Annotated in this window: 13 protein-coding genes; 6 read left to right on the forward strand and 7 right to left on the reverse strand. The window is 72.2% G+C overall.

Annotation, left to right across the window (positions count from 1 at the left end):
* The 4 genes from AOK08_RS36310 to AOK08_RS36325 all read left to right on the forward strand — a co-directional run.
* Window positions 1-641: amino acid permease (locus AOK08_RS36310; protein WP_157876946.1), on the forward strand; the 641-nt coding region annotated here is incomplete at its 5' end.
* A gap of 159 nt (window positions 642-800) precedes the next feature.
* Window positions 801-2,291, forward strand: a complete 1,491-nt coding sequence (locus tag AOK08_RS36315; protein WP_055533985.1) for an aldehyde dehydrogenase — start codon at window positions 801-803, stop codon at window positions 2,289-2,291.
* Window positions 2,288-2,998: a gamma-glutamyl-gamma-aminobutyrate hydrolase family protein gene (locus tag AOK08_RS36320; RefSeq protein ID WP_055533987.1), complete on the forward strand. Its 711-nt coding sequence runs from the start codon at window positions 2,288-2,290 to the stop codon at window positions 2,996-2,998. Before AOK08_RS36315 ends, AOK08_RS36320 begins: the two co-directional genes overlap by 4 nt.
* 108 nt (window positions 2,999-3,106) lie before the next feature.
* Complete coding sequence (locus AOK08_RS36325) at window positions 3,107-3,946, forward strand: ATP-grasp domain-containing protein (RefSeq protein WP_055534000.1); 840 nt, start codon at window positions 3,107-3,109, stop codon at window positions 3,944-3,946.
* Here the strand turns inward: AOK08_RS36325 and AOK08_RS36330 are convergent.
* From AOK08_RS36330 to AOK08_RS36345, 4 genes are all read right to left on the reverse strand, one after another.
* Window positions 3,943-5,667: an amidohydrolase gene (locus tag AOK08_RS36330; protein WP_055533989.1), complete on the reverse strand. Its 1,725-nt coding sequence runs from the start codon at window positions 5,665-5,667 to the stop codon at window positions 3,943-3,945. The two genes, AOK08_RS36325 and AOK08_RS36330, sit on opposite strands and share 4 nt — an antisense overlap.
* An 85-nt stretch (window positions 5,668-5,752) precedes the next feature.
* Entirely contained in the window at window positions 5,753-6,733 is a 981-nt protein-coding gene (locus tag AOK08_RS36335) for an ABC transporter permease (RefSeq protein WP_055533990.1), read from the reverse strand.
* Window positions 6,730-8,424 carry a sugar ABC transporter ATP-binding protein gene (locus AOK08_RS36340; protein WP_055533991.1) on the reverse strand — a complete coding sequence of 565 codons (1,695 nt, stop codon included), beginning with the start codon at window positions 8,422-8,424 and terminating at the stop codon, window positions 6,730-6,732. Before AOK08_RS36340 ends, AOK08_RS36335 begins: the two co-directional genes overlap by 4 nt.
* Window positions 8,425-8,433: 9 nt before the next feature.
* Window positions 8,434-9,468, reverse strand: coding sequence for a sugar ABC transporter substrate-binding protein (locus tag AOK08_RS36345; protein ID WP_055533992.1), 1,035 nt, complete (start codon window positions 9,466-9,468; stop codon window positions 8,434-8,436).
* A 324-nt stretch (window positions 9,469-9,792) separates the two neighbouring features.
* On the opposite strand from AOK08_RS36345, the gene AOK08_RS36350 reads away from it, so the two are divergent.
* A complete protein-coding gene (locus tag AOK08_RS36350; RefSeq protein WP_055533993.1) occupies window positions 9,793-10,833 on the forward strand; it encodes a LuxR C-terminal-related transcriptional regulator in 1,041 nt (346 codons plus the stop codon).
* Window positions 10,834-10,977: 144 nt separating this feature from the next.
* On the forward strand, window positions 10,978-11,676 hold the full coding sequence (locus AOK08_RS36355) for a peptidoglycan-binding domain-containing protein (RefSeq protein WP_055533994.1): 699 nt from the start codon (window positions 10,978-10,980) through the stop codon (window positions 11,674-11,676).
* A 38-nt stretch (window positions 11,677-11,714) separates the two neighbouring features.
* On the opposite strand, the gene AOK08_RS36360 is transcribed toward AOK08_RS36355, so the two are convergent.
* The 3 genes from AOK08_RS36360 to AOK08_RS36370 form a co-directional block, all read right to left on the reverse strand.
* Entirely contained in the window at window positions 11,715-12,092 is a 378-nt protein-coding gene (locus AOK08_RS36360; RefSeq protein WP_422125801.1) for a hypothetical protein, read from the reverse strand.
* Window positions 12,093-12,414: 322 nt separating this feature from the next.
* Complete coding sequence (locus AOK08_RS36365; protein WP_055533998.1) at window positions 12,415-13,362, reverse strand: MurR/RpiR family transcriptional regulator; 948 nt, start codon at window positions 13,360-13,362, stop codon at window positions 12,415-12,417.
* Window positions 13,363-13,385: 23 nt separating this feature from the next.
* Window positions 13,386-15,070: ArnT family glycosyltransferase (locus AOK08_RS36370; RefSeq protein WP_055534002.1), on the reverse strand; the 1,685-nt coding region annotated here is incomplete at its 5' end.

Genomic DNA, 15,070 nt, shown 5'->3' on the forward strand with positions numbered 1-15,070 from the left:
CCTCGACGGCCGTCGAGGCGGCGGGCAAGGCACTGCAGAGCGGTGACTCGACCGCGTTCGTCTTCGCGCCGATCGCTGCCGAGTTCGGCAACTGGGTCAACGACGTCCTGCCCGTCCTCCTCGCCACCTCCCTCTTCGCCGGTCTGCTCTGCTTCCACAACTCGGCCAACCGCTACCTGTTCTCCCTCGGCCGCGACGGGCTGCTCCCCGGCCGCCTCTGTACGCTCAACAACCGCCGTTCACCCTGGGTGGCGGGCTGTGTGCAGACGGCCGTCGCGGTGGCCCTGGTGGTGCCCTTCGCCCTCGCGGGCAAGGACCCGGTCCTCACCCTCTTCTCCTGGTTCAGCGGAGTCGCCGTCCTCGGGATGATGCTCCTCTACCTGCTGACCTCGGTCTCCGTGGTCGTCTTCTTCCGCCGCGAGCGCCTCGACACGCGCCTGTGGAACACGCTGATCGCCCCCGCCCTGGCCACGGTCGCCGTCGCGGCGGCGGTCTGGCTGATCCTGGACAACTTCACCACCCTCATCGGAGGCGACAGCACCACCGCCCTGTGGCTGGAGCTGACCGTCCCGGCCGTCATGGCCCTCGGGCTCCTCGCCGCCCGGCTGACCCGCCGGCGCGTACCGTCCGCCGACGCCTGACCGCGCCGATCGTCCCGGCCGGCCACGCCTGACCGGGCCGCTCACCGGCCTCCGGAGCGGACACCCGCCGCTCCGGAGGCCCTCACCCACGCCCCGAGACCACTCCCCACTCCCCACACATCCATCAGTTCTGGATATCCATCTGTTCTGGAGGCCCGCATGTCGCCTGTCACCCACGCCGAGTGGCTCGCCCGAGCCAAGACGCCGACGGTGTACGGCGCACACCACATCGACGGCCGGGACGAGCCCGGCGGCGGTGCCACCTTCGCCGTCGTCTCGCCCCGCGACGGCCAGGTGCTGACCGACGTCGCCGACGGCGGCCCCGCCGAGGTGGACGCCGCCGTAGCCGCCGCCCGCCGGGCCTTCGACACCGGACCCTGGCCGCGCCTGGCACCCGCCGAACGGGGCCGGGTCCTACTGCGCATGGCCGAACTCCTCGAAGAACACCGCGAGTCGCTCGCCCTGACGGTGACCCTGGAGATGGGCAAGCCGATCACGGACGCGCACGACATCGAACTGCGCGCGGCCATCAACACCTTCCGCTGGTACGGGCAGTTGGCGGACAAACTCACCGACGAGTCCCCGCACACCGCCCCCGACGCCCTCGCCCTCGTCACCCGTGAACCGGCCGGTGTCGTCGGAGCGGTCGTCCCCTGGAACTTCCCCCTCACGCTGGCGAGTTGGAAGGTCGCCCCGGCACTCGCCGCCGGCTGCACGGTCGTACTCAAGCCGTCGGAGAACTCCCCGCTGTCCGCGTCGGCGCTCGGCCGGCTCGGCACCGAGGCAGGGCTGCCACCGGGCGTCCTCAACGTCGTCACCGGCGACGGACCGGGCGCCGGACGAACGCTCGGTCTCCACCCGGACGTCGACGTACTGGCCTTCACCGGCTCAACAGCCGTAGGCCGCCACTTCCTCCGCTACTCCGCGGACTCCAACCTCAAGCGCGTCTGGCTGGAGCTGGGCGGCAAGTCGCCCAACATCATCCTTCCCGACGCCCCCGACCTGGAGAAGGCCGCCGCCACCGCGGCCTGGGGCATCTTCTTCAACCAGGGCGAGATGTGCACCGCACCCTCCCGGCTCCTGGTCCACTCCTCCGTCGCCGAGCAGGTCACCGATGAGATCGTCCGCCGGGCACGCGAACTGCGTGTCGGCGACCCGCTCGACCCCGCCACGGAGATGGGCGCGCTGGTCGGCGAGGCCCACCTGGGCCGCGTACTCGACCACATCGGCACGGGCGAGACGGAGGGCGCCCGACTGCGCACCGGCGGCACCCGCGTCCTGGAAACAACCGGCGGCTCCTACCTCTCACCGACCGTCTTCGACCAGGTCGGCCCGGACATGCGCCTCTCCCGCGAGGAGATCTTCGGCCCCGTCCTGTCCGTCCTCACCTTCGACGACGTGGACGAGGCGGTACGGCTTGCCAACGCCACCGAGTACGGCCTCGCCGCCGGCCTGTGGACCTCGAACCTGACCACCGCCCACCAGGTCTCCCGGGCCCTGAAGGCAGGCACGGTCTGGGTCAACTGCTACGAGGAGGGCGACCTGACTGTCCCCTTCGGCGGAATGAAGCAGTCCGGCAACGGCCGCGACAAGTCCGCGCACGCCCTGGAGAAGTACACCGAGCTCAAGACCACCTGGATCCAGCTGTGACGACACCGGCAAGACCACTCATCGCGATTCCGGCACGCTTCGCCGCCTCCACCTCCGCGCTGCGCTACGCCGCCGAGGTCAACGCCCGCGCCCTGATCGAGGCAGTCTGGCGGGCGGGCGGCGAACCGGCGAGCATCCATCCCGCGGAAGGCGACACGGCCGCGCGCCTGGCCCGTTTCGACGGCGTCCTGCTCCCCGGCGGCGGCGACCTCGCCCCGCACCGCTACGGCGCCCCCGACACCCACGACACGGTGTACGACGTCGACGACCTCCAGGACACCTTCGACCTCGAAGTCGCCCGCGGCGCACTGGACGTGGGTCTCCCGCTCCTCGCCATCTGCCGGGGTCTCCAGGTCGTCAACGTCGCCCTGGGCGGCACCCTGCACCAGGACATGGGCGGACCGGAACGCGAACACCGGCATGTCGTCCACCCGGTGACGATCCGTCAGAACTCACTGCTGGCGAGGGTTTCCGGCGCGGAGAAGGCGGAGGTGTCCTGCTACCACCACCAGCGCGTCGACCGCCCGGGCACCGGCCTGGAAGTCACCGCGACAGCGGCGGACGGCACGATCGAGGCACTCGAACTGCCCACCGCCCGGGGCTGGTTCACGGCAGTCCAGTGGCACCCCGAGGACACCGCACACGAGGACCCGGCACAACAGGGTCTCTTCGACGCGCTGGTGAGCGCGGCCCGGGAGCGTGTCTGACCTGGGTGGCGGCACAATGCGGTGCGGGGAAACCTCGGCGGTACAGCCGACGGTGACGCCTTCGGGCCGCCCCTGTTCCGCCTGATTCCCGTCCCCCAGGGAGAGTCCATGCCGTCCGCCCGTCCCCGGCTCCTGTACGTCACCGACCTTGCCTACCCGGCACGCGGCCGACGCTACTGCGACGAGGACATCTTCCTGACCTCCCGCCTGCGCGAGGACTTCGACCTCGCCCTGTGCCATCCGCTGGACACGGCCGCGCTGATGGACGCCTTCGACGCCGTGGTGGTCCGCAACAGCGGCCCCGTCCTCGGGTACCGGGCCGCGTACGACGACTTCCGTGAACGCGCGGTCGCGGGAGGGACCCGTGTCTACAACCCGCTCACGGGCAAGGCCGACATGACCGGCAAGCAGTACCTCGTCGACCTGTCCGCCGCCGGCCACCCCGTCATCCCCACCGTCGACCGCCCGGCGGACCTGCACCGGCTGCCGAAGGCCGACGCCTACGTGGTCAAGCCCAAGCTGGGCGCGGACTCCATGGGCCTGGAGATCGTCCCCGAGGACCGCCTGCCCGGCCTGGCCGACGGGACCGTCCTCGTGCAGCCGCGCATCGACTTCACGTACGAGGTCTCGTTCTGCTTCGTCGACCACGACTTCCAGTACGCCCTGTACGCCCCGCACCCCGACCGGCGCTGGCAACTGGAGCCGTACCGGCCCACCCCGGCCGATCTCCGCTTCGCCCAGCACTTCATCGACTGGAACGGCCTCGGCCACGGCATCCAGCGGGTGGACGCCTGCCGCGCTCCGGACGGCGAACTCCTCCTGGTCGAGCTGGAGGACCTCAATCCCTATCTGTCCCTGGACGCCCTCGGCGAGGAGGACCGGCAGTCGTTCGTCGCCGCGCTGAAGGCGTCCCTGGCCAGGTTCCTGGATGCCGCGCCGAGCACCTAGACCGATCGGGCCCCTGAGGTTCCTCGGCGTTCGAAGACCATGCGCCCGTCGAAGACGGTGAGGTCCACCTCGATCCGGGTGATGTCGTGCGGGTCGGCATCCAGCAGCGGCCGGTCCAGCACGCACAGGTCCGCGATCCTGCCCGGTTCGATGGTGCCCTTCCAGTCCTCGGCGAAGTCCTGCCAGGCCGGGGTGGCCGTGTAGGCGCGCAGCGCCTCGGCGAGCGTCACGCACTGCTCGGGGCCGCTGGGCCGGCCGTTGGCCTTCGACTCGCGCAGCAGCATCGCGGCCACGCCCTGGCGCCAGTCCGGCTTGGTGACCGGCGCGTCGGAACTGGCGCACACCCGCACCCCGGCTTCGAGCGCCGACCGCACCGGCCACTGGTACGCCGACCGCACGGGTCCCACGACCTCGTCCATGAGGTCGGAGATGGTCCACTTGATGGCGGGGTTCATGTTGACCCCGTACCCGTGCGCCGCCAGTTTCGCCAGGCTGTCCGGGCCGATGAAGTCGCCGTGGATGACATAGTGCCGGGCGTCGGTGCGGGGCGCGGCGGTCTCGGCGTCGAGGAACGCGTCGACGACGGTGTCGATCGCCCGGTCCCCGGTGACGTGCACGCCCAGCTGGAAACCGGCCTCGTGCGCGACCCGGATCATCTCCCGCAACTCGTCCACCTGGAGGGCGGGCGTGGCGCCGTGCACGCACAGGGCGCCGTGGCCGCCCTCGGGATAGGGGTCGTTCATCCAGGCCGTACGGTTCGGCGGCACCCCGTCGGCGAAGACCTTGACGCCGATGGCGTTGAGGCGCCGGGGATCCGCCGACTCCGGACGGCGCAGCTCTGCCAGCCCCTCGCGCATGTCGTCGGCGGAACCGCCCATGGGCGCCGGCAGCAGCAACACACTTATACGGGCGTCCAGTTCACCTTCGGCGGCCAGTTCGGCGTACGCGGTCCAGTTGGCGGTGCTCAGCCCGCCGGAGAAGGTTCCGTCACCGCCCGGACCGAGACCGGGCTCGGTGTAGCTGGTGATCCCGCGCGAGTGCAGCTCGCGGACCACACCCTGGATGGCCAGGCGCCGCTCGGCGACGGTGGGGGAGGGGAGCCCGGACTCAAGGAGCCCCTGGGCCGCCTCGCGCAGGATGCCGGTGGGCTGCCCGTCCGCGTCGAGGTCGACGACCCCGCCGCCCGGCGCCACGCTGTCCGCGTCGATCCCGCAGGCGCGCAGGGCGGCGCTGTTGACCCAGGCCATGTGCGCGGAGAAGTCGGTCAGGCAGACCGGATGGTCCGGCGCGACCGCGTCCAGGTCCCGGCGGTGCGGAAAGCGCCGCGGATCGGCGAGACACTCCGCCAGATAGCCGGGGTCCCAGCCCAGCCCGACCACCCACTCGCCGGGTCGGGCCGTGTGCGCCGCCCGCTCGACGGCTCCGACGATGTCGGCGATCGAGCCGACCGCCGGATGACCGACGTCGATGGCGAAGGGCGGCTTCGTCATGCCGTACGCGGCCCCGTGCAGATGCGAGTCGTTGATGCCGGGCAGGACCGTACGACCGTCCAGTTCGACGACGTGGGTGTCCGGGCCGGCGAGGGCGCGTATCTCGGCGTCGGACCCGACGGCGACGATGTCCCGGCCGCGCACGGCGACGCCTTCCGCCACGGTGAAGTCGCCGTCGACGGTGAGGACCTGACCGCCGGTCAGGATCAGGGTGGGAGCGCTGTCGCTCACGCGAGGACCTCTTTCGGATACGCAGAGTTCACGGGGTTGATGGTGATGAGGTGACGGCCACAGGTGCCTGCCGTGCCCACTGCGGCTACCGGGCCGACCGGGGCGCGAAGTGGGCGAGCGCGGCGCCCGCCACCAGCGCGGTCCCCTGTGCCATCTGCTGCCAGAAGGTGGGCACGTCGAGCAGGGTCAGCCCGTTCTGCAGGCTGCCGAGGAACAGCACGCCGAGCAGCACCCCGAGCACCGACCCGGAGCCGCCGCTGAGCGCGACCCCGCCCAGCAGTACGGCGGTCAGCACGGTCAGCTCGAACCCGGCCCCCGAGGTCCCGCCGACCGCACTGTCCAGCACGGACGCCTTGATGGACCCGGCCAGCGCGGCGGCCACTCCGGTGACGACGAAGAGCGCGAAGGGCGTACGCCGGATGCTGATCCCGGACAGATACGCCGCCTCCCGGTTGACCCCGATCGCGAAGACATGCCGCCCGGCCGGGGTGAGCGCCAGGAACAGGGCCCCCGCGACCAGCACGAGGGCGGCGATCACGACCGGCGCCGCGATCCCGGCGATCCGCGACCCGCCCAGCCAGGCGAACCCGGGGCCGAAGCCGCTGAGCGGCAGCGGGAAGAGCTGCTGTGCGAGACCGCGTACGGCGGTCAGCATGCCCAGCGTCACGATGAACGCCGAGAGCCCGAAGTAGCAGCACAGCACCCCGTTCACCGCACCGACCGCCGCCCCGGCGGCCAGTCCGCCCAGCACGGCGAGGACCGGTGACTGCCCCTGCCCGGCCAGCCACCCGGCGACCAGTCCGCCCAGGGCGAGCGTCGAACCGACCGACAGATCGAGGTATCCGCTGATCACCAGCAGCGCGAGAGGCACGGCGACGATGGCGAGGGTGGCCGCGTCGGTGGCGATCCCGCGCAGATTGGCCGGGTCGAGGAAACTCCCCGTCGACACCTGGAACACCAGCACCATCACGGCCAGCACCAGGATCAGCGGATGCCGTCGTAGGGTACCGAGACCACCCACGGCGAGGGCGCGCGGGCGCACGAGGACGGAGTCGGCGGTGGTCATACTGCTCCTTCGGCGGTGACGGACTGCTGATGTGCGGGTGTGGCGTCGGAAGGATCGGAGATCCCGGAGACATCGGCGGATGTGGAGACATCGGCGGATACGGAGACATCGGCGGATACGGAGACATCGGACGCCTCGTGCACTGCCGACAACAGGGCCTCCTCGGTCAGTTCGGCCCCGGACAGCTCGCCGACGACCCGGCCCCCGGCGACTACGAGACACCGGTCGGCCAGCTCGACGATCTCCTCCGGGTCGCTGGACGCGAACAGCACGGCAGTGCCCCGGTCCTCGGCGAGGGAGCGCACGACCCGGTAGATCTCCTCCCGGGCGCCCACGTCGACGCCCTGGGTCGGCTCGTCGAGGAGCAGCGCGCGGATGCCCCTGGTGTCGTTGATCCACCGGCCGAGCACCAGCTTCTGCTGGTTGCCGCCGGAGAACGAGCCCGCCGGCAGCCGGGGGCGCGCCGGACGCAGGCCCACCGCGCCGGCCAGCGCGTCGAACACCCGCCGCTCGGCGCCGAGTGCCCGTACGCCGGACCGGGACAGCGGGCGCACCGCCGGAAGCAGCGCGTTGTCATGGGCGCTGAGCGTCGGGAACAGTCCCTGCCTGCGCCGGTCCGCCGGGACGAGGGCGATCCCGGCGGCCAGCGCGTCGCCGGGCCGGGCGGCGGCGACGGTACGGTCACCGACCCGGACGGTGCCGCCGGACGCGCGCCGTCTGCCGTACAGGGTCTCCAGGATGCGCGTACGACCGGAGCCGATGAGCCCGTACAGCCCGACGCGTTCACCGCTGCCCACGGTGAGGGAGACGGGCCCGAAGCCGGGACCGCGCAGGCCCTCCAGGACCAGGCCGCCGTCGGACGGGCCCACACCCCGCGCCACGTGAGCGGCGGGGGAGGTCGTGGCGCGGGGTGTGGTGTCGGTGTCCCCCACGGGAGCCTTGTCCGGCGTTTTGTCCGGTGTCTCGGCCGGTCGTCCGGCGATGGCGGCGACCAGGTCCCGGCGGCGCTGTCCGGCGCCCACCGCGTGATGGGCGACGCGGCCGTCCCGCAGGACGGTGACCGCGTCCGCGAGGCGTTCCACCTCGGCCAGCAGATGGGTGACGTAGACGATGGCGAGTCCCTGGGTGCGCAGGTCCTCGACCCGTTCGGCGAGGGCGTCGCTCTCGGCGGTGGAGAGGGCGGCGGTCGGCTCGTCCAGGACCAGGACGGAGGCGCTGCGGCTGAGCGCCTTGGCGATCTCCACCAACTGGCGCTGGCCCATGGGGAGTTCGCCCACCCGGTCGCGTGGTGAGCAGGTCGCCGCGACCCGTTCGAGGAGTCCGGCGGCGACCTCTTCCTGGGCGCGGCGGTCGATCCAGCCGTACCGGGTCCACTCCTGGCCGAGGAAGATGTTCTCGGAGACGGTCAGCGCGTCGACCACGCTCAGCGTCTGGAAGATGATCGCCACGCCCGCCGTGATCGACTCGCGCGGGCTCAGCCGCTCGTACGCCCGCCCGCCGACCTCGATCGTGCCCGAGTCCGGCGGAAAGGCCCCGCCCAGGCACTTGATGAGCGTGGACTTGCCGGCGCCGTTGTGCCCGAGCAGGGCGTGGACCTGTCCCATCGGCACCGTCAGGTCCACGCGGTCCAGGGCCCGGACCCCACCGAAGGACTTGGTCAGGCCGCGGATCCGAAGGCCTTCCTCCGTCATGACGGTCCCCTAGCCGTTCTGGGCGAGCAGCGCGTCGATCTTCACGGTGTCCTGGCGGCCGACGAGGGCGATCGGCACCTCCACGCCCGGGTTCGCCTTGCCCGCCGCGACCGCGAGGGGCACGTCCACGATGGCGTTGGCGATGTCCTGCGGGGCGAGGGCGGCCGAGGCGCGGTAGAACGTGCCCTGCTTGATCGCGATGAGGGAGGGCGCCGCGCCGTCCTGCCCGCCGACGAACGTCTTCGCGTCGTCCTTCGCCCGCCCCGTCTGCTCCAGCGCCTTGAACCCGCCGTACGCCGACGCGTCCGTGACCCCGAGCACCAGATTGAGGTCGGGGTGCTTGGCCAGGATGGCCTTGGTCTTCGTCAGGCCCGTGTCCGGGTCGATGGCCTGCTCCTGGGCGACCACGTCGACACCCGGCGCCAGCTTGGTGAAGGCGTCGATCATGCCCTTGGTGCGCTCGCGGCCCAGTTCGATCGTGCTGTCGGTGAGGAAGGCGATCTTGCCCTTGCCGCCCAGGTTCTCCAGCGCCCACTTGGCCGCCGCCTCGCCGAGCAGGGCGCCGCCCTCCCGGAAGCTGAACCGGATGTCGGCGCTCTGGTGCTCCATGGTGCCGCCGTACGTCACCCAGATCAGGCCCGCGTCCAGCGCGGCCTTGGCGATCGCCTCGGTCGCCTCGAACACCATCGGGAACGACACGATCGCCGGGGTCTTGCGGGCGACCCAGGTGTTGAGGTTGGTCGCCTGGGTGTCGGGGATGCTGCCGTCGCTGGTCGTCAGCAGGGAGACCCCGTGCTTCTTCGCGGCGGCCGTGGAGAGCTTCACCAGGGTGGCGTAGAGCGGGAGTTGGGTGAAGGGATAGTCCAGGCCGACTTTCGTCAGGGGCTCGGCGGAGCCCTTGGCGGCGGCGGCCTTCTGCCCCGAGGACGCCGCGCTGCCGCCGGGTGCCGAACAGCCGGCGGCGCCGAGGGCGAGGGCCGTACCGGACCAGGCGAGGAACTGTCTGCGCGAGGCCGCGGTGCCGGCGAACGGGGATGTGGTCATGGCGGTGCTCTCCCGGGGGACGTGCCCGTCGCGGACGGGCTGCGAGGGGGCTTGTGACGCCGCCGGTCGTGAGGACCGGCCGTGCCGAACAGAAAAGACCCCACGGCGCCGCCGCACCATCCGTACAAATACCGACCGCCGAATCCGGACCGTGTCCGGACCGCGTCCCGGCCGGGCTCCCTCCCGGTGACCGGGCCGGGACCGATCCGGTTACATCGCGGTGAACGTCTTGCCCGACACCGGCCGCACCCCTACGTTAGGGGCCAAACGACTTTGCTCCTGGATGATTTCTGGACAACTCCCGGGCAGCCCCCGGAGGTACGCATGCTCAGTCACCGCCAGATCGCGGCGGCCACCCGCATCGGCATGCTCACGCGCGAGCGCGACACCCTGGCGGCCTGCGCCCAGGCCCTGGACGAACTCGGCAGTGCGCTGCCCCTCGACGTGGCGACCCTGCTGTCCATCGACCCGCTGACCGGCGAGCACGTCCAGGTCGCCGGTATCGGCTACACCGCCGAGACCTCGCAGGCGCTGGCCGCCGAGTTCGTCGACACCCCCTGGTACCGCAACGTCGTCCGCCAGGAGGTGCCGCCCTCCATCTCCGAGGACGCCGCCGACCCCGGCCAGCGCTTCCGGCACGGCTGGTTCTACGCCGACCGGGTCCGCCCGGCAGGCCTGCGCGACGCCATGACCGGAGCGCTCCGGCACGACGGCCGGCTCGTCGGCCTGATCAACCTCTCCACCCGCGACCCGGACGCCTACGACACCGAGGCCCGCCTCCTCCTGGCCTCCGTCATCCCCGCCCTCGGCGCGCTCGTCGACCCGACCGCGCACACCGGCGACCTGCACGGACTGCCACCGGAAGGCGCGGCGAGCCTGGTCGCCGAGGGCGGCAGCGTGGAACTGCCGGGGCGGGAGCCCGCCCGGGTGGCCGGGGACGACGAGTTCCGTCCCCTGCTGCGGGCCTTCACCGAGACGGGCGGCCGACGGCTGCGGCTGCTGTGGCCGCTCGACGGCACCTGGTACCGCGTCACCCTCCACCGGCACCTCACGGCCCCCGGCCTGGCCGGCCCGGCGCAGGCGGTACTGGTCCATGAGACGCCGACCCGACTGCCGTACGGGCTCAGCCCGCGCGAGCTGGAGGTGCTCACACGGGCCGCCACCGGGCAGACCAACCAGGCCATCGCCCAGGCGCTGTTCCTGTCCCCACGAACCGTGCACAGCCACATCGAGCATCTGCTCCGCAAGACCGGCGCCGCCTCCCGCGCAGAGGCCACCGCCCTCGCGATGCGCGACGGCCTGCTGCGCCCGGCCCCGGACCACCTGGACCGCTTCGTCGAGAGGGCCGGCCCGGACCAGCGGTGAACCGGGCCCGGACGCCGGACTTCCGCAACCTTCCCCCGTCGCGGTGAACCCGGCGGCACCTGACCGCGTATCACTCCACGGAGCGGGCGGCGGCATCGCCGTGCGTGGCCCGTGTGGAGTCCGTACGCGAGGAAGGGGAGCAGAGTGTCGACACCGCCCGGCCGGCCGGAGGGCCGCCGACCCCTGGAGCCGACGCGTGTCGTGCGTCGCCGCCGCACCGAGTCACTGGCACAGCTCATGCGGGAGCACGAGGAGGCGATGGCCGGCGGAATTCCGGAGGGCTACGAGTCCGTGCCCCTGCCCCGCCCGGCTCCGGGCGCCGAGGACGTGACGCAGGAACTGCCCCCCGTCTCCCGCCGCAGACATGCCGAGCGTACGGAACCCGTCGACCAGGGCTTCGGGTTCGGTCCGAACCTGCGACGGGCCGCCATCGCGGTCGCCGTGAGCGCGGCGGCCCTGGTCGGCTTCGGATCGGCCCTGCTGCTTCCGGGCAGCGCCGAGGGCGACGAGGTCCGGCCGGCGCCCTCGGCCACCCCGACCGGTGGAGCGGCACCCGTGGTCACCCCGGCCGCCGTCCCCACGCCGTCGGCTCCCGCCGCGGCCGACCCGGACGGCGACGGCACCCTGCGCGAGGGGGCCAGCGGCCCCGAGGTGACCGAGCTTCAGCAACGTCTGCTGCGCATCCCGGACGTCTACACCAACGGCGCCACGAACGGCACCTACGACAGCACCCTCACCGAGGCCGTGGCCCGATTCCAGCTCTGGTACGGCATCCGCGGCGACGAGACAGGCGTCTACGGCAACGACACGCGCAAGGACCTGGAGTCCCGTACGGGGTCCTGAAGGGGCCATCGAGCAGGAGACCGGGCCGTGCGGCGATCTCAGCGGGCGGCGTGGGCCTCGACCAGGGCCTGGGTGACCGAGCGGATGCTGCGGGCGATGTGCTGGAGCTGGAGCACCTCGGCGGCGTACATCCTGATCGTGTGCTCGATGACCGACTCGCTCAGGCCGAGGCCGGGCAGGTCCGTGCGGGCCGTCTGGAGGGCGGTGCGGGCGACCCGGATCTCGTGCTGGACCTGGATGGTCGCGTGGCGGGCCAGCAGGACGGGGTGGCGGATCAAGGTGGGGTAACCCGCGTAACGCGTCGGCACGAGCTCGCGCAGCCACTTGACCGCCGAGCGCTCCCAGTCGTAGCTGCCGGGGATCTTGACCTGGCAGGGCCAGTCCGGGCTGATCCGCGTGGTCATCGTGGGCGTCATGGGCATGGGTCATCGCTTCCGGGAGTGCGGCGTCGGCAGGGTGGTGCGACGGGTTCTTGCGGCCCCGGCCCAGGGAATGGCCGGGGCCGCAACGGGCGTTCGCGCAAGGCGACACCCGTCCGGACACCCGAGGCGCCGACGCGGGTAGGGGACGGCGGCAGCGGGTGCGCAGGCGTGGATCACGTACCGGAGTCCCACCGCCGGGACGCGATCCGTGAGCAGTATTTATATATACGGTCCCGTTTGCAAGAAGTATGAAAAAATTCAGGTAGAAAGCGGGATGAACGCGCATACCGGCACATAGGCCACCCGGGGTGCCGTGTCAGTCCCGGAGGAAGAACTGGTGCAGATCGGCGCTCTGCTCGTACTCCTCCAGGCGCCCCTGCGTCCGCTCCGGATCGGCGTCCGTCATGGCCTGGAGCAGCGCCGCCGACAGCACCGCGGGTCCGGCGTACGAGTCGAACACCAGCCGGGAGCCCGTGCCCGTGGCGAAGGTGACGTCGGCCTCGTCGGCCAGCGGGCCGAGGGCCAGATCGGTGATCAGCGCCACCCGCAGCCCGGCCCGCCGGGCCACCCGCACCGCCGTGAGCGTCTCCTGCGCGTGCCGGGGCATCGAGAAGGCCAGCACCCAGGTGCCCCCGGCCTCCCGTGACTGGAGGAGCGCGTCGTAGGCGACGCTGCCGCCCCGGGTCACCAGCCGTACGTCGGGGTGGATACGGCGGGCCGCATAGGCGAAGTACTCGGCGAGCGAGCCGGAGATGCGCAGACCGAGCACGGTCAGCGGGGTCGAGCGCGACAGACTACGGCCGACCTCGATCACCCGTTCGGGGTCGGCGAAGTCGCGCCGCAGGTTCTCCAGGTTCGCGATCTCCGCGACCACGGCCTCCTGGAGTTCATTGCTCCGGTTCTCCTCCGCCGTGCCCGGCGCGCTGGCGAGCGTGCTGAGCGCGATGGCCTGGAGCCGCTCCCGCAGCGCGGGGTAGCCGCTGAAGCCGACGGCTGCGGTGAACCGGGTCACCGACGGCTGGCTCACGCCCACCCGGTCCGCCAGCTCCGTGATCGACAGGAACGCGGCCTCGGTGATGTGCTCGATCAGATACTGCGCGATGCGCCGCTGCCCGGGGGAGAGCCGGGGCCCGTCGAACAACTCCCGCAACTGAGAGGCCGGCGCCGCTTCCGTCTCCGGGGCGGTCCGGCCCGAAGTGATCGCGGACGCCTGGGCGCGTGCCTGCTGCGGCGAAGGCCCCGATGTGCCTCGTTCGTCTCCCACAGCGACAAAACATAGCTCACCGTTCACCTGCGGAAGATCGTGATCGAGTGACCGACCTCGCCGACCTCGTGGCTGTGGTGGATCAGCCGCGCGAGCCGCCCCCGCGCCTTGGCGACCGAGGAGTCCGACACCACCAGCAGCCCGCGCACCTTCCGTTCCGGCTGCCGGCGCGGATCCGACGCGTGGATCCCGTAGTACGACGGCACACCGCTGCCCTTGTAGACCAGCCAGACCCATTGCCCCGAGTACCGGTCCCGGAGCCGGTCCGCGAGCCGCCCCAGATCCTGGCCCCAGTCGACGTTGGAGTCGTGCAGCCACTCGTGCGTGCGGGCCGGTCCGCCGAACGCCTCGTTGGCGTACGGCAGGTAGAAGGGGAACGCGCGCAGCGAACTGACCGCCACGAACGCCAGCAGCCCGGCCGCGACGACCGGCACCCACCGCCGCCGCAGCGCGAGCGCACCGGCCGCCGCCACCGCCCCGAAAATCGGCACGAAGACGGCGTACCGCACCCCGAGGTTCCGCTGCCCGGACATGGCGGCGGCCAGCAGAACCGCCGCTGGAAGCAGCAAGTAGGGTGAGGCCGGACGCAGTTGACGAACAGTCAGGAGTGCGGTCGCGCCCGCCGCCCACAGTGCCAGCGCACCGAGCGGTGTCTTCACCAGGAGCGCGGCCGGCAGGTAGTACCAGAGGGACCCCTCGTAGCGCCGCCCGAAGAGAAAGCCCTCCCAGTGCGCGTTCTCCAGACCGAACTGGAGTCGCATCCCGTCGCGGTAGACCTCGGGGAAGGGCAGCAGACCGGTCAGCCACCCCCGCAGCCCGTGCACGGCCGGGATCTCGCCGGGCGCCGGTGCCCAGCGCAGCCGGGGATCGACGGCGAGATACGACGCCCATACGACGGCCACCGCGACCAGCGCCACCAGGACCGCGCCCGCGAGGGCCCGCGCGAGCAGCTTCGGGCGGGACTCCGGGGCCGCCGTGCGCCGCCGGGCCCTCCACACCGACAGGCCTGCCAGCACAAGCAGCACGGGGGCGGCGGCCAGCGTGTTCATCCTGGTCGCCGCCGCTGCCCCGAGCGCCGCACCGGCCAGCGGCAGATACAGCCGGGGCCGCCGCCCGGCGCGCCACAACAGCCACACCGACGTCAGCACGAACCCGGCGGCCGGTACGTCGAGCGTGGCCAGCGAGCCGTGCGCGACGACGTCCGGCGAGAACGCGTACAGCGCGAGCGCCCCCAACCCGCCCACCACACCGGCGAGTTCACGGCCGAAGGCGAACACCACCAGCCCGAAGAGCAACGTCAGCGCGATCACCGGCAGGCGCGCCCACAGCATCAGCCGCCAGGGGTCGTTGCCGGACTCGTAGAGGAGATGGCGGCCCACCCGGCTCTGGTCGCCGCCATGGCCCCGGTCGAAGTGCGGGCCGGCGACGGCCACCCCGGCGGCGATGAGCAGCTTGCCCAGCGGCGGATGCTCGGGGTTGAGGCGCAGGCTGTGCTCGTGAAGATAGACGGCCGCCGTACCGACGTACACCGGCTCGTCGATGGTGGGCGTCTGCTCGACCGCCGTGGTGATCATCGCCACCGCCATCTGGAGGAGCAGAACGGCCACGGCGAGCGGGACCAGCAGGCGGTGGTGGAGGGGGCGTCCCGGACGGGCGGGCAGTGGCGCGGGTCCGGCCGGGGGCGCCGGTGCGGCGGGAGCGGCAACGG

Origin of the sequence: Streptomyces graminilatus (genome assembly GCF_001418565.1) — a bacterium.
Taxonomy (GTDB): Bacteria; Actinomycetota; Actinomycetes; order Streptomycetales; family Streptomycetaceae; genus Streptomyces; species Streptomyces graminilatus.

Excerpts from the sequence above, each read along its gene's own strand:
- AOK08_RS36315 (WP_055533985.1), top strand. The coding sequence starts at position 801 with ATGTCGCCTGTCACCCACGCCGAGTGGCTCGCCCGAGCCAAGACGCCG.
- AOK08_RS36325 (WP_055534000.1), top strand. The coding sequence starts at position 3,107 with ATGCCGTCCGCCCGTCCCCGGCTCCTGTACGTCACCGACCTTGCCTAC.
- AOK08_RS36335 (WP_055533990.1), bottom strand. The coding sequence starts at position 6,733 with ATGACCACCGCCGACTCCGTCCTCGTGCGCCCGCGCGCCCTCGCCGTG.
- AOK08_RS36340 (WP_055533991.1), bottom strand. The coding sequence starts at position 8,424 with ATGACGGAGGAAGGCCTTCGGATCCGCGGCCTGACCAAGTCCTTCGGT.
- AOK08_RS36345 (WP_055533992.1), bottom strand. The coding sequence starts at position 9,468 with ATGACCACATCCCCGTTCGCCGGCACCGCGGCCTCGCGCAGACAGTTC.
- AOK08_RS36350 (WP_055533993.1), top strand. The coding sequence starts at position 9,793 with ATGCTCAGTCACCGCCAGATCGCGGCGGCCACCCGCATCGGCATGCTC.
- AOK08_RS36360 (WP_422125801.1), bottom strand. The coding sequence starts at position 12,092 with ATGACGCCCACGATGACCACGCGGATCAGCCCGGACTGGCCCTGCCAG.